We start from the raw sequence: 22,049 nt of genomic DNA, 5'->3' as shown, positions 1-22,049 counted from the left end.
TCATAAAAAAATGCGACCCCGAAAGGTCGCATTTATTCATTCAATTATAGGTTATTACCATTGGTAACCGACACCAACACCACCGGAATAGTGACCCGCACTATTTGCAGTACCGTTCACTTTAAGGATAACTTTACCGTTATCGCTTGCTCTTGAGTAACCTACCGCTACAGCAGATGCACCGCTATAAGCACCGCCTGCTAAAGCAACCATAGATTTACCCGGTATGTAAACTTGTGGTAACGATGAAGCGGCTGCCGCATTAGCACCGATACCACGAACACGTTTATCTAGTTTAGATACACGATTGTCAATGTTCGCTACGTTTTGAGCAACACCTCTTAACTGACGTACGTTCACAGCATCATTATCAGCTTTACCATCGGCAACGTTATTGATACGAGTTTCGGATTTACCGTCAGCACCTGATACTTTCAAGGCACTACCATGTTTATCCGTTACCGTTTCAATAGCTACGGTATTATCACCTTTGCCTACTTTCACAGATTCTGTCGTTACGGTTTCAAATGTCGGGTTAGCCGAAGTTGCAATAGCAATATTCGAACCGTCTTGAGTAATCTCAATGTTCTTACCTGCTTTAACACCTACCGTATCACCCATAGCAACTTTAGTTTTCGATGCATTAAACACTTTACCGCCATCAACTGTGCCAGCTTCAATATTCCAACCTTTCGCAACTTCATTTTGTACATTCGTCACATTTTGGTTAGTTGCATATAACTGACTACCGTTTACAGCATCCGTACTGTTTGCATTAACATCACCGGCTTTAACATTAGTAACTTTGTTACCGCCGTTATCCAAACCATTTGAGGTTAGGTTTACAAGAGAATCCGCAAAACTTACACCTTTATCAGATACTTTTGTATTGCCCGTGGTTACGCTACCGCCTTTACCCAAGTCCACATCCTTGTTCAAGTTCACGGTTAATGCACCGCCTTTTACCACCGTACTGATGTTCTTACCGTCACCTTTCACCGCAATAGTCTTGCCTAAGTTTTGTGTCACGTTCGCACCTTTGTCATCCGCTAATCCAAAACCGCCGCCTTTTGAGGCATCCGTTACGCTCGATACCGCCGTTTGTAAGTCGCCGATATTCGCCGCATTGGTTAAAGTATCTCCTTTAGCCTCTGACAGTTTAGTTCCGCCCAAACCGCTTGCTACGTTGGTGATTTGTTTGTCGCCCGCATTGATGCCGGTTGTTGCTGAAATGGTCACATTACCAGCTTTTAAACCGTCTTTGGTTAAACTCACGTTATCACCGACTTTCACACCTTCATTGTTCACGAGGGTATCGCCGGCTTTGATGCTACCGTCTTTACCTAAATCAACTTGTTTCACTAAGCCGACAGTGACTTTAGTTCCATCGTTAGTAATTGCGATGTTGTCACCGTTTACAAAGTTCACGGTATCGCCCGGTTTAACGTTGGTTGTATCGTTACCGTTAGTTTGGATGTTCCAACCTTTATTCGCCACTTCGCTGACCGCATACAATTGGCTACCGTTTACCGCATCCGTACTGTTTGCGTTCACGTCACCTGCTGCAACGTTAATAACTTTGTTACCGCCGTTATTTAAGCCGGTAGTGGTTAAACTTACGGTATTGCTTGCATTGCCACCTTTAGGCGTAATAGTTAAGCCGTTACCATCAACCACAGACTTATTGCCATCCTTGTTAGTGAAAGTTGCGCTGGTTAAGTCGGTTAATGCTTTCGCCATGTTAATGATAAGCTCGTCCCCTACGTTATCTACACGTAAGTTGTTTGCCGTCACGTCTTTAACCGCCGTACTTAAGTTACCTTTAATCGCTAAAGTTTCGTTAAGTTTCTTCGCAATCACTTTACCGTCGTTACCCACGAAGTTTAAGCCGTCGTTAAGCGTTGCCACTTCTTCAGTAGTCGGTTTGCCGGTTTCGTCTTTGGTTTCATAAACGATACGCGTTTTCGTTTCGCCGTCTTTACCATCTACACCCGGTTTACCTTGTTTAACGGTGATAGTGCCGTTAGAGCCGTCTTTACCGTTGATGCCGATTGTGCCGTCTTTACCGTTTAAAGCTACGCCGGTTTTACCGTCTTTGCCTTTCACCGCAACCGTACCGTCACCGTCTTTACCGTTGATAGATACTGCATCTTGACCATTTTCACCTTTAATGCCGATACCGTCTTTACCGCTGATAGAAACGCCGTCTTTGCCATTTTCACCTTTAACGGTAATCGTACCCGGTTCTTTATCGTTACCCACAGTGACGTTATTGGTTAAGCCGATTTGAAGTGCTTTCTTACCGTCTTTCTCAACAACTTCCGTCTTCACGCTACCGTCACCTTGAACCGTCACAGTTTTGCCTAAATCCGCTTTAACATCATTACCTTTTTCATCCGTTAAACCGAAACCACCGGTAGTTGCGTTGGTTAAGTTGTTCACCGAATCTTTTAAGTCGCCGACATTTACTGCGTTATTGAGTACGTCACCGCTTGCATTCGCCAAGGTTACGTTATTGCCGTCACGGTCTTTCAAGCCGGTGCTGACATTCGTCACTTGGTTGTTACCGTTATTTAAGCCTTTATCGGTTAAGCTGACGGTATTGCCTGCATCACCACCGTTAGGGGTAATCGTCACACCGTTACCGCCGATAGTTGTATTGCTGTTATCCGAACCGAATGTCGCATTGGTTAAATCCGTTAACGATTTCGCCATCTTAACGATAAGCTGACCGTTTTCGTTATCCACGCGTAAGTTCTTATCGGTAACAGCTGCCGTCGCAGTTAAGTTACCTTTAATCGCTAACGTTTCGTTCAGTTTCTTCGCAATCACTTCACCCGTATCACCCACGAATTTTAAGCCGTCGTTAAGCGTTGCCACTTGCTCTTTATCACCGTTCGGTTTTTCGTAAACGATACGGGTTTTGGTTGTACCATTTGCACCATCGTTGCCGGCAATGCCTTTTTCGCCTTGTTCAACTTTGATTGACACTTGACCGTCTTTACCGTCTTTGCCATCTACACCGTTAAACACCACCGCATCTTTAGTAATTTTAGTGCCGTCCTTACCATCTGCGCCTTTCACGCCGATTGAACCGTCTTTACCGTCCTTACCGTTTACCGTGACATCACCTTGTAAAGCGACTTCTAATGACTTATTAGCAACATCTGATGTGACCGTAACGCCGTCTTTACCTTTAATTTGGATAGTCTTACCTAAGTCTTGTTTCACTTCGGTATTATTATCGTCTTTCAAGCCAAAGCCGCCGGTGGTTGCGTTAGTGAGGTTGTTTACGGTGTCTTTTAAGTCACCCACATTCACTGCATTTGTCGTCGTTGCATTCGCTAAATCGGATTTTTGGCCTGTACTGTCGGTTAAACCGCTTGTCACATTGGTAATTTGGTTATTACCGTTGTTTAAGCCTTTATCCGTTAAGCTGACTTCTTTCTCAGGCTTATCTGATGAAATCGTCACACCGTCTTTGCTTACCACCGTATTATCCGTATCCGTATTACCGAATGTCGCGGTCGTTAAGTTCGCTAAGTTTTGGGCTAATTTCACCACTAATGCGCCGTCTTGGCTATCTACGCGTAAGTTCTCTGAACTTGCCGCCGCATTATTTGCCAAGTCGCCTTTCACAGTTAAGGTTTCATTCAGTTTCTTAGCAATCGTATCGCCTTGGTTACCGACAAAGTTTAAGCCGTCGTTCAAGGTAGAGACATTGTGTGTCGTACCTTTCGGGTCAGTATAAACAATTCGGGTCATGCCGTCTTTGCCATCTTTACCGTCCGTACCATCTACGCCAACCGGACCGTTTGCAACCGTGATAGTCGCATTCGCACCGTCTTTGCCGTCAGCACCTTTTGCACCGGTTAAGCCGATTGAACCGTCTTTGCCGTTTAAGGTTACGCCGGTTGTGCCGTCTTTACCTTTCACACCGATTGTACCGTCTTTACCGTCCTTGCCGTCTTTACCCGCAGGACCACCGACCGTTAAATCGTTGTTTAGGTTGAAGGTGACATTGTTATTGTCCGCCGCTTTAGTAATGACAACGTTGCCGTCCGTATTATTGAAACTCACACTACCTTTCGGTGCCACATTCGTTTCATTTTGACCGTTCGCCGAAATATTCCAACCGGCATTAGCCGTGTTTTTTACTTCTTTTAACTGGCTAACGTTTACCGCATCCGTATCATTTTCACCGGCTTTCACATTGGTAATGGTGTTATTGCCGTTATCTAAACCTTTATCGGTTAAGCTCACTTTGTCACCAGCTTTAGGTGTAATCGTTAAGCCGTTACCGCCAATAACCGTGCTGCTGTCATCCGAACCGAATGTCGCATTGGTCAAATCCGTTAACGATTTCGCCATCTTGATGATTAACTCACCATTTTTGCCTTTATCGTTATCTACACGTAAGTTCTTATCAGTAACAACTGCCGCCGCATCTAAGTTACCTTTAATCGCTAACGTTTCGTTCAGTTTTTTCTGAATAACTTGACCTTTATCACCGACAAAGTTTAAGCCGTCGTTAAGCGTTGCGATTTCTTCCTCACCGCCACCGTTCGGTTTTTCGTAAACGATACGCGTCTTAGATTCGCCGTCTTTACCGTTATTACCGTCCAGACCTTTCGTGCCATCGACCACTTTAATCGTCGCTTGTGCATCTTGGCCGTCTTTGCCCGGTGCACCGGTTAAGCCGATTGAACCGTCTTTGCCGTTTAAAGTTACGCCTGTCTTACCATCCGCACCTTTAACACTAAGAGTACCGTCTTTACCATCCTTGCCATCTTTACCTGCACCACCAACAGTTAAGTCGTTATTTAGGTTAAAGGTGACATTGTTATCCGTAGTTTCTTTACTGATAAGTACGTTTCCGTCCGTATTGTTAAAGCTTACTTTACCTTTAGGACCAACATTACTTTCGTTTTGACCGTTCGCCGAAATATTCCAGCCTGAATTCGCCACATCCGAAACAGATTTTAACTGTTCTTGTGTCGCAGCTTGACCGCCGGTATATTCTTTATTTGGATCCCAAGTCGTATTCGTTAAACCGCTTACCGTACCCTTAGTACCGTCAATGGTGACTGTTGTCGCTTTATCACTACCAATAGATACTTTATCCGCTAATTTAACGTCGTACTGTTTTCCACCATCTTTATTTGTTGCTGTCTGAGTAACTACTACATTTGCATCACCTTCAACAGAACTATGTTTTTTACCGTCAGCAATATCTTGTTTTGATTTATCGCTTAAATCAACAGTAATATCCGTACCGGTTAATGTAGTAACAATGCCAGAAGTAGCTTTTGAATCATCATTTGCTGAACCTTTAACAGATACTTTACCATTATCTGGTACAGTTTGTTCTGTCTTGCCATCAGAGATATTCCAGTTATATGAACTATCTTTAATCGCTTGGTTTAACTGGCTTACATTTACCGCATCGGTATCTGCATCACCTTTAGCTACATTGGTAATTTTATTACCGCCGTTATTCAAGCCACCGTCAGTTAAACTCACAGTTTTATTTGCATCTGCACCGTTTGTGATAGTTACGCCGTCTTTATTGATAACAGTTTTATCATCGTTGCTACCAAAAATTGCATTAGTTAAATCTGTTAAAGATTTGGCTAACTTCACAGTTAAAGTATCGCTACCATTTGAAACTACACCAATATTATTATCGGACAGTTCACCTTGCGCACCGCCTAAAACTTTAGTCGTTTCTCCTAACTTACGTTTAAAGTTATTTGCTGTAGCACCAGTATCTGGTTTATCACCTTCATAGTGGGTACCTTTCTCGGTTGCTTCAGTTACCGCTTGATTGACCGTATTAGTTAAATCAATATTAACTTTACCGCCATCATTACGCGTTAAGGTTGCTGTTTTACCATCTTTAGCAGTTTCAGCTTCGGTTACAAAGTTATTTTTCACGCCTGTAACTGTACCACCTGCGCCATTGTTACCGGTTAAAGTCGTTGTCGCATTACCTTTATCATCATAGGTTACCGAACCGCCTGTTACATATTTATCCGTATCAGTGGTTACCACATTCTCTGCAGTAGCAATCGTAATGTTATTACCGTCATGGGTAATATCAATATTCGTTCCGTCAATAAACTGAACGGTTGCTCCCGGTGCTACTTGGCTTTCTTTATCGCCATTTGCTTGGATATTCCAGCCTCGGCTTGCAACTTCACTTACAGCATAAAGCTGGCTACCATTAATTGCGTCGGTACTTGTTGAAGAAATTCTTCCTGCTGCAACATTAGTAATCGTACGCTCATTACCTTGATTACCAACACTTACCGTACCAATTGGTGCCTTACCGGCAAATTCATATACTTGACCGGCCAATGTAGCACTTTCTGTTGCAATAACATCGCCCGTATAAGCGTTATTACCCAATGCAACAGAGTCTTTTTTATCCGCTACAGCATTTTTACCTAATGCAAGCGTATTTTCAGCTGCAGCATTAGCACTATCGCCTAAAGCAACAGCAAAATCTCCACCTGTAGAGGAATCTTTACCCATCGCAATAGAATTTTGGCGATAAGCAGATGCTCCAGTACCAATTGCTACCGCATGATTACCGGTATTTTTCGCACTAGTCCCCATTACAATTGAGTTTTCGCCGTAAGCGGTACTATTTAGACCTAATGCCACAGCATTAGCCGCAGTAACTGACACATTGTTACCTAAAGCAATCGTATTATCTTTTAATGCTTTACTATTTACACCCATTGCAAGGCTATTAGCACCAATCGCATTAGACGAGTTACCTACTGCAATAGCATTATTGGAAGTCGCAATAGCCGATGAACCTAAAGCAACAGCATTTTCAGTGGTTGTTCTCGCAGATTTACCGATAGAAATGGCTTGTTTAGCATTACTCATAGCCCCATCACCAAAAGCAATACCACTTACACCGCTAACGCCAGCCTGAGTACCAAAAGCAATTCCTTTCTCAGCATTTGCATTTGCATTGGTACCGATCGCTGTTGCATTCTCCGCTGACGCAATTGCATGATCACCAAATGCTTGAGATAAAGTACCTCTCGCATTTGCCTGATTACCTAAAGCAACTGCCATAGACCCCGTTGCACTTGATGAATGACCAATTGCCGTTGTACGGTAGCCGTTCGAATTCGCTTTATAGCCTAATGCCGTAGCTTCTTGCCCCGCCGCATTTGCTTCGGTACCGACTGCTGTTGATTGATGTCCGCTTGCCGAAGATTTATAACCTAAAGCATTTGATTGCTCACCAGCGGCATTCGCATTAGCACCTAAAGCCGTTGCTTGAATATTTACAGCTCCAGCGTTATGTCCAATAGCAACCGTATCTGCTTTGGTTACTACTGCATGCGTACCAATTGCAACACTATTAATCGCTTCATTTGTTGCAATAGTTTTATCCTTGCCATTGTTATCCGCATTACCAATCGCAACCGAACCTTGACCATGCGCTTCAACACCTGAACCGATTGCAGTAGCCTGAGTACCTAATGCCCATGCATCATTACCCATTGCTGTTGATTTATCGCCTAAAGCTCCAGCCATACTGCCAAATACTGCAGATTGAACACCTTGAGCCCATACATTCGGACCGGCAGCAATTGAATTTTCGCCTGTTGCAGTATCGTTATTAAAGTTAGCTTGTTCCGTAGTTGTTTTAACGCTGTAATAGTGGGTCTTAGCCGCTTCTAATTGGCTTACGTTTACCGCATCAGTAGCATTGACACCGGCGGCGACATTGATTGCACGGTTACCACCGTTATTTAGACCACTTGAAGTTAAACTGACTTCTCCACCATTTTCTACTACGTTTGTTGTACCGTCCGGGTTAGTTGTAGTAACAGTTTCGTGGGTATTAATACGAATTCCGTCATTATCAACACCGGTTGTTTTTACCGTATCCGTTTCAACTACGGTCGTTTCCGGAGTTCCGTCTTTTGGTGTAACAGTCTTAGTTTTAGTTTCCGTAGTACTCGTCGAAACAGTCATACCTTGGCTAGAAACTGCATTAGAATCTAGACCATCAGTCGTTGTATCTGTTTGAGTTGTCGTACCATCATCAGCCGTTTCGGTTGAACTTGTTTGTGTTTCAGGAATAACACTTTCACTTGTTACGCCATCGGAAGTTAAATCCGTAGAACTAATCACATTACCGTCTTTACCGATCAATTCGCTTGATACGCCATCTTTATTGATAACTGTCTTATCCGATGAATCTTTTTCACCAAACTCGGCACTGGTTAAATCCGTTAAAGTTTTAGCCAATTTAACAGTTAATGTATCTGTGCCATCTGATACAACACCAATATTATTATCAGACAGGTTATCTTTAGCACCACCTTTTACATTGGTTGTTTCACCTAATGGGCGAGTGAAACTATTACCTACATCACCAGCATAAACAGTACCTTTAGCAATATCCGCCGTATTTTTCGCAATATTGTTGGTATTATTAGTTACATTTTGGTTAGTTGCATAAAGTTGGCTACCATTGACCGCTTCTTTACTATCATTAGTAACATTACCATCAGCTACATGCGTAATTTTCTTATCGCCGGCATTAATACCGTTTTTTGTAATCACTACATCACCGGATTTAATCGTATCGCCGTTTACTGTCGTCGCATTTACTGTGGTTGCATTTACGGTTGTAAAATCAACACTTTCTTTAGTTGCTACTGTAATACCATCTTTAGATGGCGTTAATTGAATATTCGTACCGCTAATAAAGTTTGCTTTATTACTATCTTTATTAACCGTTTGCGCATCCTTACTATCAGCAGTCGTTACAATGCTTTGTAATGCACTTGTTGCATTCGTGACCGCATCTGTTAAGGTCTTAGTTGCCACAACAGATACTTTACCAGCTTCAACTTTCGTATTAATTAGCGTTGCATCACCATTGATCGCTAATGTTTCACCTAATTTACGTAAAGTGTCCGTACCTGAATCTGCTGTGAAAGTCAAACCTTTGGTATTCACGGTCGTATTTGCATCAACGCCTTGTTTAATCTCACCTTTAGTCTTATCAGAAAGATCTAGCGCATAATTAGTCACATTATTACCGGCATCCGATTTCGTGATATTTAATGCATCGCTACCACTTACTGTTGTTGCGTTCGCATCCACGGTATAAACGGTCGAGCCGTCCGTTACCGTTTCGCTACGCACATGGGTATTGTTACCTGCTTGTACCACCGATTTACTTGCATTTAATTGCGCTAAGGTTACCGCATCTGAATTTGCCGTACCATTCGCTAAATTCGTGATTTTTTGATTACCCGCATTAATACCGTTATCTGTGATAGAAACCGTACCGGTAGTAAAATTCTCTGCATTTACCGTTCCCGCCGTTACCGTCGTAAATGTCGGTGCATCTACCGTAGCAATCTTAACTTGACCATTATCATTCGTGACTTGGATATTCGTACCATTCACGAAGTTTAATGTCGCATTATCTTTGCTAACGGTTTTAACATCTTGACCGTTTGCTTGCGCCGTCCAAGACTGCAACGCACTATCCGCCTTTTGCAAGGAAGTTTTGGTTGCTTCAGATAAATCTAAGTCGTATTCGGTATTATTACCACTCACTTTAGGCGTGACTTTAATCGCTTGAGTTGTACTGACGACACTAGAAGTTTTCTCGGAATCGTTGATCGCTTTAGCCACTTGCTCTGCCGTTGCAAAGTTATCGCCCGCTTTTCCTGCAGTTACTGTACCGCCCGTTACCGATAGTTCTGATTTATTCACCGAGTATTTTACCGTTGAAGCCGCTTTACCTGCATCCACCGTAACTTCTGCCGTCGCACCGCTACCGCTTACAAAGTTCACCGTATCATACGCCGACACAAAATCCACCTCTTGGCTATTGCCTTGCAGATTCCAGCCACTATTTAATACATCACCCACCGTCGCTGCAGAACTTAAGATTGTATCTGTAGTCGTCGGTTTAGTTTGAGCCGTTAGTGTCGAACTAGTCGGTAAAGTTGAGACTAATCCACTAATAGTACCTGTTGTACCGTCAATCTTAATTGGTTTTGTATTACCAATGTTTAACGTATTATTTAAAGCAAATGTTACATTATCGTTATCCGCAGTCTTGCTAATCACGATATTGTTATCCGTATTGTTTAACGAGACCGTTTCATTCGGCTTCACGTTCGATCCGTTTTGACCATTTGCCTGAATCATCCAGCCCGCATTCACCGTGTTCTTCACTTCATTTAACTGATTAACATTTACCGCATCCGTACCTTTATCACCGGCTTTGACATTAGAGATAGTTTGACCGCCGGCATTAATACCATCTTGGTTAATCACTACATTGCCTGATTTAATCGTATCGCCGTTTACCGTCGTCGCATTCACAGTGGTTGCATTTACGGTTGTAAAATCAACACTTTCTTTAGTTGCTACTATAATACCATCTTTAGATGGCGTTAATTGAATATTCGTACCGCTAATAAAGTTTGCTTTATTACTATCTTTATTAACCGTTTGCGCATCCTTACTATCAGCAGTCGTTACAATGCTTTGTAATGCACTTGTTGCATTCGAAACCGCATCTGTTAAGGTCTTAGTTGCCACAACAGATACTTTACCAGCTTCAACTTTCGTATTAATTAGCGTTGCATCACCATTGATCGCTAATGTTTCACCTAATTTACGTAAAGTGTCCGTACCTGAATCTGCTGTGAAAGTTAGACCTTCTGTCGTAACAGTATTATGAGCATCCACACCTTTTTGGATATTATCTTTCGTCACTTTAGACAGATCTAGCGCATAATTGGTCACATTATTACCGGCATCCGACTTCGTGATATTTAATGCATCGCTACCACTTACCGTCGTTGCGTTCGCATCCACGGTATAAACGGTCGAACCGTCCGTTGCCGTTTCAGTACGCACATTGGTATTGTTGCCTGCTTTTACTACCGATTTACTTGCATTTAATTGCGCTAAGGTTACCGCATCTGAATTTGCCGTACCATTCGCTAAATTCGTGATTTTTTGATTGCCCGCATTAATACCGTTATCCGTGATAGAAACCGTACCGGTAGTAAAGTTCTCCGCATTTACTGTAGTAAATGTCGGTGTATCTACCGTAGCAATCTTAACTTGACCCTTATCATTCGTGACTTGGATATTCGTACCATCCACGAAGTTTAATGTCGCATTATCTTTGCTAACGGTTTTAACCGCTTGACCGTTTGCTTGTGCTGTCCAAGACTGCAATGCATTATCTGCATTTTGTAATGAGGTTTTGGTTGCTTCAGATAAATCTAAGTCGTATTCGGTATTTTTACCATCAACTTTAGATGTAACTTTAATTGTCTTAGTCGAGCTGACTACACTAGAAGTTTTCTCGGAATCGTTGATCGCTTTAGCCACTTGTTCTGCCGTTGCAAAGTTATCGCCCGCTTTTCCTGCAGTTACTGTTCCACCCGTTACCGATAAATCTGATTTATTTACCGAGTATTTCACCGTTGAAGACGCTTTACCTGCATCCACCGTAACTTCTGCCGTCGTACCGCTACCGCTTACAAAGTTCACCGTATCATACGCCGACACAAAATCCACCGCTTGGCTATTGCCTTGCAGATTCCAACCACTATTTAATACATCGCCGACAGTCGCCGCAGAACTTAACACTGAGGCTGTCGTCGCTGGTTTAGTTTGTGAAGTTACTGTAGAGCCTGTCCCCACAGGTAAGGTCGAAGACAATCCACTGATAGTACCTGTTGTACCATTCATTGTAATTGGCTTCGTCTGACCCACAGTTAAAGTGCTATTTAAACCAAACGTCACATTATCATTATTCGCATCTTTGCTAATCATGATATTGTTATCCGTATTGTTTAACGAGACCGTTTCAGTCGGTCTCACGGTCGAGCCGTTCTGACCATTCGCTTGTAAGTTCCAACCAGCATTCGCCAAGTTCTTCACTTGCTCTAATTGACCAAAATTTACCGCATCCTTTGTTTGTGTACCGTTCTCTACATTCGTAATTTTCTTATTACCTGCGCTAATACCAGCTTGATTGACCGAAACATCCCCTACTCTTAACGTATTACCTACCGTGATATTATTTACATCCACATTGTCCGCTAATGCTACTTGCACACCATCTGGAGTTGTGTTTACAACAATATCGTCACCCGCATTTACTTTAATTGTGCTACCTAGTTCAAACTTATTGCTAGTTGTACTATTACCAAAACGAATACCTTTATCCGTTGCTACTTTCGCATCAACACCTTTTTGGATATTTTGTTTAGTTGTATCAGCTATATCTACGGTATAAAGCGTGGTATTTGTTGCTTGTTGTGATGAAGTAACAACAACGTCATCTGATCCCTTAGCTACAGTAGTGTTATAGGCATTAATCGTATAAACAGCACCATTTGCATCTGTTGTTTTTGCAACATTGACATTACTTCCTGCCTTAATAGTAGTACTTGCAGCTTTTAATTGAGCCACATTTACCGCATCGCTATCTTGCGAACCTGCTGCCACATTGATAATTTGTCTTTTAATAGTATCTGAACCAACACTAACTGCTGCTTTAGTTGCTTTAGTTGCTACAATAGCTTGTTTTTGCGCATCTGTAGCCTGAGGGAGTGTAAAATAGTCTGTGGAGACCTCTCTATCGGCAACACTATTAGTTCCTAATGCAACAGACTCATTTGCTATAGACTTAGAATATGCACCTATAGCAATAGCCCCTCGACCAGAAGCCGCTGCATTTGGCCCCCCTGCAAAAGAGCCAATACCTGAAGCATTAGCCGTCACACCTAATGCCGTAGAAGCGATTCCGGTTGCTAATGTACCCGTACCAAAAGCTGTTGATAAATGATCAGCTATTGCCTGTACCCCAACAGCAACAGAAGCAGCCCCTGTTGCTTGAGTTTTTGGGTATCTATTAGTAAGATCAACCAAATCTCTACCAGAAATATTTCTAAAGATATTGTTGATTTCTCCAGAATTAATAGTAGGGTTTTGGCTTCCATCTATATTTCTTTGAGATGCTTCATTTAAATCATCACCACCAATACCAATAGAAGAACTTCCTGTTACAATAACATTTGCACCTATAGCAATAGATTGATCACCTTCCGCTCTTGTAGCAGCACCTATAGCAATAGCTTCATTATTACCAGTTGCTTGAGCCCCATAACCAATTGCAATCCCCCTTGAAGCTGCCCGATTACTTTGACTACCATTATATGCACCTCCAATTGCAACAGAATCATTCGCTGCCATCACTTTACCAATAGCTATTGCTTCACCAGTAATACTAGCTCCAGAAGCAGAAAATGATAAAGTATTGCTCCACTCGTTTTTAGTAGTACTACCTATAGATACAGCTGCTTGAACTGAATTAACTGCCAGTATTCCTACTAATACTAAATATAACTTATTAAAACTAATATTTAACTTTATATCAGAATCCTTAGTTTTATTAACAGAAGAAGTCTGAGAAGATTTACTCTTTGCTTTTGTTAATTCAGATACCACCACAAAAGTTTGTGTTGCATGACTCCAAATTACTTTAAAAATTTTATTCACTTTATGCTCCAAAAATAGTAGGTCAAAATATATACAATTTATTATGGTATATAATAAGATATATTGCTTATAATTTATAATGAATTTACATTCAACCACGCTTTATTAGTTCTATTACCACCTATCAATTTAAAAGTTGAAACCTTTATTGTAAAAAAACCGCTATTATTGCGAATAAAAACAAAAAAACTCTGTTCCCTAAAACCAAAGCAAGACTTGATTTCAGGAAACAGAGCTTTTGTTAGAAATACGATTAAATTAACTCGCTACGGTTAATTGTCCTGCATAGAGGATAAAGTAACGTAAGCAGAGTACACCGATTAGGTCGAAGATTGAAACTAAAATGATAAACTTAACATTATGTTTCAAGCTATGGCTGCCGAAGATATTCGCTACTAACGGGATTAAGATACCGATAAAGAATACCCCAACCCAGAATATCGTTCCCCAGAAGCCTGACAAGGCGTTTTGTAATGCCAACTGTTTATCTGCGCCGCCGAAGTGTAAACCGACAAAGAATGCAACTAATAAACCTAATTCGGTAACCATAATCGGTACTTCGAATTTATGCATAAAGTGTACTTCGTTGCTTTCGCCGGATAATTTACCGGCAAGCAGAATCACTAAGAATGTCGCCGCAATACCTGAGGACGTACCTGATGCTAAGAATAACGCCGGTAATACAGGGTTATTCAACATCGGATAACTGATTAATGCAGAAAGTAGGAAACCGGTATAAGCCCCTAACACAGCCGCTAACACAAAGAGTACGAATTCTACCGCTTTGAGTAAGCGAGTTTCGGCAAAATCGACCCAAGGTAATACGAACTTAAACATCGGCAAATAGCGATTAACTAACATTGCTAACCAGTCTTTGAACATAATCGCTATCCAAACAACCAACACAGCCATGTAAACTTGGAATAGCATTACCCCCATCGACATTACGGAAGTACCGTTATAGTTAAACATTAATTTCCAGAATGTCCACGGTTTGGTCAAGTGGAAAATTAATAATGTTAAACCGATAAGCGTCGGTAACGTACCTAAAATCGCCGCACTACGGATAACCCAGTTATCGCTGTTTTTTGCAATTTTTGCACCGCTATTACGATAAGCAATCGCCAACTGCACCGCACCTGATGAAATACCTAATAAGAAAAGGTAAATCGCAATCGTGCTGTCCCACACTAAATTCGGGGTTTGGAACGGAATATAGCTGTTCATTATCTATGCTCCCCCTTGCCAAATGGAATGTGGTATAAGTTAGGCTCGGTACCTAACGCAACTTTAGTACGATACACAGGATTTTCACGCACTTTTTTGTACACTTCGCTGTTGTGATCGTTCATATCGCCAAAGGTTAATGCTTTAGTCGGACATGCTTCTACACAAGCCGGTTGTTTACCTTCCGCAAGGTTAGTATCACGACAGAAGTTACATTTATCTGCGGATTTTTTCTCCGGATGGATAAAACGTACACGGTACGGGCAAACTGCGATACAGTATTGGCAACCGACACATAAGTCTGAATGTACATCAACAATGCCGGTTTCCGGATCTACGAATGAAGCACCTGTCGGACATACCGCTACGCACGGAGCATTCGTACAGTGTTGGCAAGATTGACGGAAAAATTCATACTCGACATTAGGGAATTCGCCATAAGGCTCGCTACGGATAATTTCTAAACGTGAAACGCCTTCCGGTACTTTGTTTGTCGTACGACATGCGTCCATACAAGCGGTACAACCGATACAAGAGGTTTCATCGTGCACCATCGCATAGCGAATTTTTTTCTCTTCTTTCTCAGTAGCAAGAGTTACTGAGGTAGCAAGCCCAGTGCTTGCTACGACAGCGATAGCACCTGCCCCTGAGACGAAGTCTCTACGGGTGCAAGTCATTATTTGGTTTCCTTCACTTCTGTTTTTGCCGGAGTGTTAAACTCGCCTTTTTGAACTTTGGTATGACAATCAACGCAAAGTTTAATACGTTGTTTTTCTTCAATACCTTTCATCGGTTCTTTTTCCGGATGTAATTCATGGCAGTTCGTACATGAAATTTTCGCAGCGTGCGTATCGTGCGCCCAGAATTTTTCACGTAATTTGTCTGCGGTATGGCAAGCCGCACAAACTTGATTTTGTTCGTGAACCGAACGTTCAAGTGAAGGGTTACTTGCTTTACCGTGCGGATTAAAACGCATTACATCTTTCACGCCTTTACGGTGATTTTCGGAAATATTACCGTGACAACTTACACAAGTTACTTGTTCGCCGGTATTCGGGCTTTTCACGTCTTTTTGGAAGTGTTTACCCGCATGATGGAAAGGTTTGCCGGTTGCATTTGCCGATTCGTGACATTGCACACAGTATTTGTTCGGGTCGCGACGTGTGTCTTCCGCAATTTGCGCATCACTGGCCTGTTGCGTCCAAAGTGGTTTAGGTTGCTGCGGCATATCCGCTTGGCTAGCGGTTGAAATTGCAAGAAAACTTGCAAAAGCGACCGCTTGGAGGGCGATTGCTCGCCCTGCTTTTGAGATAATGTTTTTCATAATTTCACCTCAAGCTTCTATTATTTCGCTTCTGCTTTTGGTGCTACAACTGCTTTTGGTTCTTCTGCAGGTAATAAGCCTTTTTTACGTGCTTCCGCATCCCATTGTGGAACAACTGTACGTAAGAATTCGTCTTTCGCAGCTTGATCTTTAGGAATATCTAAACCAATCGCTTTTTGTGCTTTTTCTTTAGTAGAGATATCAGGAATTGCTACCGGTGTTGTCACGCCGTGTTTCGCTAATACCACACCTAATTGCGCACGCGCATCCGCTGCACGGTCGATACCTGATGCGATTACGTGAAGCATTACGTCAGGTGCATGCATATGGCTACCGTGACCTGCTGCTGAGTAATCCCAACGCCATTGAGCGTGACGAATTGCAGTTAAGATATCTTTCATCTCTTCTTGAGTTGCACCTGCTTCCCAAGCTGCTTTCGCTTCAAAGTGCGCTTTCACTAATTGATCTTCTAAACGAATCATTGCTTCTTTCACTTGGTGTTTATGTTCTTTCACACGTTTCTCAAGTGTTTCTTTGCTTTGTTCGTGACAAGTTTTACACGTTGCGTCAAATTGATCGAACGGGTTACCGATTTTATGATCCGTATAAACTTTACCGTCTTTATCTTTCACTTTCGGCATATGGCAGTCAATACAAGTTACGCCGTTTTTACCATGAACACCTTGCGACCAGATTTCAAAATCCGGGTGCTGAGTTTTTAACATTGGTGCTTTAGATAATGCGTGAGTCCAGTCAGCAAATTGAATTTCATCGTAGTATTTCTCAATGCTATCTACATCTACACCTTTATCCCATGGGAAAGTTACGTCTGTTTTGCCTTTGAAGTAGTACTCTACGTGGCAGTTTGCACATACTGCGGTACGTTTGCCATGTTTATCTAAATCTTCAAATTTCCAACCTACAGTTTCTAACGCACGTAATACATGTGGACGAGCAACACGTAATGCAGGTTTGCCTTCTTCAAACTCTTTCGATGTTGTGTCATGACAGTCTGCACAACCGATTGAGTTTACGATTTCCGCACCGTATTTCGCCCATTTAGGATCAAAATAACCACGTTCACCTTTTTCTTCGATTAAACGTGCAACATCAGGACCTTTACATGTCCAACAAGCCATTGGCTGTGGACCATCATTCTCATCTTTCGGCGCACCAGTACGTAAAATTTCACGTACATCTGTTATAGCATAATAGTGACCACGAGGTTTGTTATAGTCTTTTGCAAATGCATAACCCGCCCATAACACAACGTAGCGAGGATCCGCCGCTAAAGCACTACCACGGTCGGTTGATTCTGAAGTTGCTTTCCATGAGTTATATTGAAGCGGATATTTTTCAGCAAATTTATGGTTTGCTGATTCTACTACCACTCCTAGTTTTTCATGTTTTAAAGCTTTATCGGTTAAAGATGGTGTTTGAGCCGGTTTTTCTTCCGCCCATGCTGCTGATGATAAACATCCCAACATTGCAATGGTTGCCATTGCTAGGTTTTTAGTTAAACGTTTCACGTTGTGTCCCCCACAAAATGCCTGATAGAAATGAGAATTTTTCTTATTAAAAACAATAAGATAAACATTTAAGTTTCACGCATGAGCATAAAATAAAATAAAGGGGGTTAGCCAGACGAATCTTAACTTTTATTGAAATAAATCAACAAAATTCCTACAAATACCTCTTTAGTGTTACAGTCTTTCTTACTCAAATAGTAACTATTTTTATTAATCGCCATATATAAATTAAATCCCTGCCGATTTTTATCCGTCACATAACTTTTTATTAGGATTTTCTTCATTAAATAAAATTATTTTTTTGATTAAGGTTTAAAAAAGCGAAAATCTATGTTATCAATAAACCCTTTCACGCTATAGATTCAACTACATAACAATATTAAAGAAGGACACAACATCATGAATGGTGCAAATTTGGTCATAGAAAGCCTCAAAGCGCACGGAGTGACTACCCTTTTCGGTTATCCGGGCGGTGCAATCATGCCTACCTACGATGCGATTTACGACTCGGGATTAGATCACTTATTAGTACGCAACGAACAAGGTGCGGCGATGGCGGCTATCGGTTACGCTCGTGCGACCGGTAAAGTCGGCGTTTGTATCGCAACATCCGGCCCCGGCGCAACCAATTTAATTACCGGCTTGGGCGATGCGGCGTTAGATTCGATTCCGGTCGTCGCAATTACCGGACAAGTGGCAAGTCATTTAATCGGTACCGATGCGTTCCAAGAATCGGACGTATTAGGCTTATCTCTCGCTTGTACCAAACACAGCTTTATCGTGCAAAATATCGAAGAATTACCGGAAATCATCGCACGTACCTTCCAAATCGCGCAAAGCGGTCGCCCCGGCCCGGTATTAGTGGATATTCCGCGTGATATTCAACTTGCGCCGACTTCGGCAAAACCTATTGTTTATCAAAAACAGTCGGTTGAACCTCAAAATCAAACCTTATTAAACGAAGCGAAAACGTTACTTGTAAATGCTAAACGTCCGGTACTTTACGTCGGCGGTGGTGTCGGTATGGCCGGCGGTGTGCAAGCGGTCAGAAATTTCCTAAAAGTCACAAATATTCCGTCCGTATCAACATTAAAAGGATTAGGCACAATTACCATCGATGATCCGCTTTATATGGGTATGATTGGTATGCACGGCACTAAAGCGGCAAACTACGCAGTACAAGAATGTGATCTTTTAATCGCATGCGGTGCGCGTTTTGACGACCGTGTAACCGGTAAATTAGACACCTTTGCGCCACACGCCAAAGTGATCCATATCGATATTGATATTGCGGAAATCAATAAATTACGTAAAGCGCAAGTCGCGTTACGCGGCGATTTGATTGAAGCGGTTAATGCGTTAGCGCAACCGTTGGATATTGACCCTTGGCGTGAAGACGTAAAACGCTTAAAAGCGGATTTGGATTTCCAATATGTTGATAATGCGGGCGACGGCGATATTAATCCGAAAGCGTTACTGAATACTCTTTCTCAACGCAAACCGAAAAATGCGATTATTACCACTGATGTCGGTCAGCATCAAATGTGGTCGGCACAGCACTTACAACATTTCGCACCGGAAAACTTTATCACTTCGGCGGGTTTCGGCTCAATGGGCTTCGGTTTACCGGCGGCAATCGGTGCGGTTAAAGCGCGCCCGCAAGATCCGGTTATTTTAATCACCGGCGACGGCTCGATTATGATGAATATCCAAGAATTCGGTACGATTAAGCGCGGTAATTTACCGGTTAAGATCGTGTTATTGGATAACCAACGTTTAGGTATGGTGCGTCAATGGCAATCGCTGTTCTTCCACGGTCGCCACAGTAATACCATTTTAGACGACAATCCTGATTTTGTAGTGTTGGCTTCCGCTTTCGGCATTAAAGGCGAACGTATTGAAAAAGCGAGCGAAGTTTCGGGCGCATTAGATCGTTTGCTTAATGCGCAAGGCGCTTATCTGCTACACGTTTGTATTCCGGAAGAAGATAACGTATGGCCGCTTGTGCCGCCGGGTGCGTGTAATGCGGATATGCTGGATGATGAAGTCTAAGATCGAGGAGAATAAAAATGCAACGTTATGATTTAACGCTTAAAGCGGAAAAACGTCCCGAAACACTTGAGCGCATTTTACGCGTCGTGCGTCATCGAGGCTTTGAAGTTTTAACACTGAACGCACGGAATAACGGAAACCAATTCGAAATCGCACTAAGCGTACAAAGCGAGCGCGCTATTGAATTATTAACACATCAATTAAGCAAATTAATTGATGTTACCATCATCGAATAATTTATAACAAACATCGGACAAGCGGTTGAATTTTCGCAATTTTTTGCAAATTTATCGAAAAATCGAACCGCTTACCGAATAACGAACCAACACAACATACCCTATTTGGAGAAAGATATGCCTATTTTACGTTCCGCAACCTCAACGCAAGGTCGCAATATGGCAGGCGCACGTGCATTATGGCGTGCAACAGGAATGAAAGAAAACGACTTCGGCAAACCGATTATTGCCGTAGTAAACTCCTTTACCCAATTTGTACCGGGTCACGTCCACTTACGTGATATGGGTAAACTGGTTGCCGAGCAAATTGAAGCGGCCGGCGGTGTCGCAAAAGAATTTAATACGATTGCGGTGGATGACGGTATCGCAATGGGGCACGGCGGTATGCTTTACTCCTTACCAAGCCGTGATTTAATCGCCGACTCGGTAGAATATATGGTCAATGCGCACTGTGCCGATGCGATGGTGTGTATTTCAAACTGTGACAAAATCACCCCGGGAATGTTAATGGCAGCAATGCGTTTAAATATTCCGGCGGTATTTGTGTCAGGCGGTCCGATGGAAGCGGGTAAAACCAAATTATCCGATCAACTTATCAAATTAGACTTAGTTGATGCAATGATGAAAAGTGCCGACAAAACCGTGTGTGACGATGACGTAGATGCGATTGAAAAATCCGCTTGCCCAACTTGCGGTTCATGCTCAGGTATGTTTACCGCCAACTCAATGAACTGCTTAACCGAAGCATTAGGTTTATCTTTACCGGGCAACGGTTCAATGTTAGCCACTCACGCCGACCGTAAAGAATTATTCTTAACTGCCGGTCGTCAAATCGTTGAGCTTTGCAAACGTTATTACGAACAAGACGATGCGAGCGTATTACCGCGTTCAATCGCAACCAAAGCGGCATTTGAAAATGCAATGAGCTTAGATATCGCGATGGGCGGTTCAACCAATACGGTTTTACACTTATTAGCCGCAGCACAAGAAGCGGAAGTCGATTTCACCATGGCGGATATCGACCGCTTATCACGTAAAGTGCCGTGTTTATCGAAAGTTGCACCGAATACCAATAAATACCATATGGAAGACGTACACCGTGCCGGCGGTATTATGGCAATTTTAGGCGAACTTGAACGTGCCGATTTATTACATTCGGATACACGTACTGTATTAGGTATGACGATCGGCGAACAGATTGCTAAATACGACATTACCCTCACGAAAGATGAAGCAGTACATAAATTCTTCCGTGCCGGCCCGGCGGGTATTCGTACCACTAAAGCATTCTCACAAGATTGCCGTTGGGATACGGTAGATGACGACCGTCAAAACGGTTGTATCCGTTCAAAAGAATTTGCTTATAGCCAAGACGGCGGTTTAGCAATGCTAACCGGTAATATCGCTCTGGACGGCTGTATCGTAAAAACTGCCGGTGTAGATGAATCCATCTTAAAATTCACCGGTGATGCGATTGTGTTTGAAAGCCAAGAAGAAGCGGTGGAAGGTATTTTAGGCGGTAAAGTACGTTCCGGCCATGTGGTGATCATTCGTTACGAAGGCCCGAAAGGCGGCCCGGGTATGCAAGAAATGTTGTATCCGACCACTTACTTAAAATCCATCGGTTTAGGTAAAGAATGTGCGCTATTAACTGACGGTCGCTTCTCCGGCGGTACATCCGGCTTATCTATCGGACACTGTTCACCGGAAGCGGCTTCCGGCGGTACAATCGGTTTAGTACGTGACGGCGATAAAATTGCGATCGATATTCCAAACCGTTCAATCCAACTTTTAGTTTCGGATGAAGAATTAGCGGTACGCCGTGCGGAACAAGATGCGAAAGGCTGGAAACCGGCAAATCGCCAACGTGAAGTTTCGATGGCGTTAAAAATGTTCGGTCACTTCGCAACCTCTGCGGACAAAGGTGCGGTGCGTGATAAAACCAAATTGTAAAGGTTATTCATCAAGACTTATAAAATCTATTGATTAAAACTTATAAAAGCGGTCAAATCTCGCTAGAAAATTGCAAAATAATTTGCAAAAATTCGAGCAAATTCGACCGCTTTTTGATCTCCGTTTGAGATCTCTTTATTA

Annotated in this window: 8 protein-coding genes and 1 pseudogene; 3 read left to right on the top strand and 6 right to left on the bottom strand. The window is 42.5% G+C overall.

The features are described from left to right. Positions 1-54: 54 nt before the first annotated feature. The 6 genes and pseudogenes from DY200_RS00585 to nrfA form a co-directional block, all read right to left on the bottom strand. Complete coding sequence (locus tag DY200_RS00585) at positions 55-12,957, bottom strand: YadA-like family protein (RefSeq protein WP_425320816.1); 12,903 nt, start codon at positions 12,955-12,957, stop codon at positions 55-57. 147 nt (positions 12,958-13,104) lie between these two features. Beyond that, a pseudogene (locus DY200_RS10880) lies at positions 13,105-13,587 on the bottom strand (ESPR domain-containing protein); the annotation flags it as partial. A gap of 258 nt (positions 13,588-13,845) precedes the next feature. After that, entirely contained in the window at positions 13,846-14,814 is a 969-nt protein-coding gene (gene nrfD / locus DY200_RS00580; RefSeq protein ID WP_115586510.1) for a cytochrome c nitrite reductase subunit NrfD, read from the bottom strand. Continuing rightward, the gene (gene nrfC / locus DY200_RS00575) at positions 14,814-15,491 is read right to left on the bottom strand and encodes a cytochrome c nitrite reductase Fe-S protein (protein WP_005618707.1); all 678 of its coding nucleotides are present in this window, start codon (positions 15,489-15,491) and stop codon (positions 14,814-14,816) included. The genes nrfD and nrfC overlap by 1 nt, the downstream gene beginning before the upstream one ends. Then, positions 15,491-16,138, bottom strand: coding sequence for a cytochrome c nitrite reductase pentaheme subunit (gene nrfB, locus DY200_RS00570; protein WP_115586509.1), 648 nt, complete (start codon positions 16,136-16,138; stop codon positions 15,491-15,493). The genes nrfC and nrfB overlap by 1 nt, the downstream gene beginning before the upstream one ends. A 20-nt stretch (positions 16,139-16,158) precedes the next feature. Beyond that, complete coding sequence (gene nrfA, locus DY200_RS00565) at positions 16,159-17,667, bottom strand: ammonia-forming nitrite reductase cytochrome c552 subunit (protein ID WP_005614311.1); 1,509 nt, start codon at positions 17,665-17,667, stop codon at positions 16,159-16,161. A gap of 399 nt (positions 17,668-18,066) precedes the next feature. On the opposite strand from nrfA, the gene ilvG reads away from it, so the two are divergent. From ilvG to ilvD, 3 genes are all read left to right on the top strand, one after another. Continuing rightward, positions 18,067-19,719 carry an acetolactate synthase 2 catalytic subunit gene (gene ilvG, locus DY200_RS00560; protein WP_115586508.1) on the top strand — a complete coding sequence of 551 codons (1,653 nt, stop codon included), beginning with the start codon at positions 18,067-18,069 and terminating at the stop codon, positions 19,717-19,719. A gap of 17 nt (positions 19,720-19,736) precedes the next feature. Beyond that, positions 19,737-19,955, top strand: a complete 219-nt coding sequence (gene ilvM / locus DY200_RS00555) for an acetolactate synthase 2 small subunit (protein WP_005603275.1) — start codon at positions 19,737-19,739, stop codon at positions 19,953-19,955. A 117-nt stretch (positions 19,956-20,072) separates the two neighbouring features. Then, entirely contained in the window at positions 20,073-21,908 is a 1,836-nt protein-coding gene (gene ilvD, locus DY200_RS00550; RefSeq protein ID WP_115586507.1) for a dihydroxy-acid dehydratase, read from the top strand. The last annotated feature ends 141 nt before the right edge of the window (positions 21,909-22,049 follow it).

The sequence above is a fragment of the Actinobacillus lignieresii genome, from assembly GCF_900444945.1.
Taxonomy (GTDB): Bacteria; Pseudomonadota; Gammaproteobacteria; order Enterobacterales; family Pasteurellaceae; genus Actinobacillus; species Actinobacillus lignieresii.
Note: the sequence above shows the minus strand (reverse complement) of the source record. Positions and strands in the feature narration are given on the sequence as shown.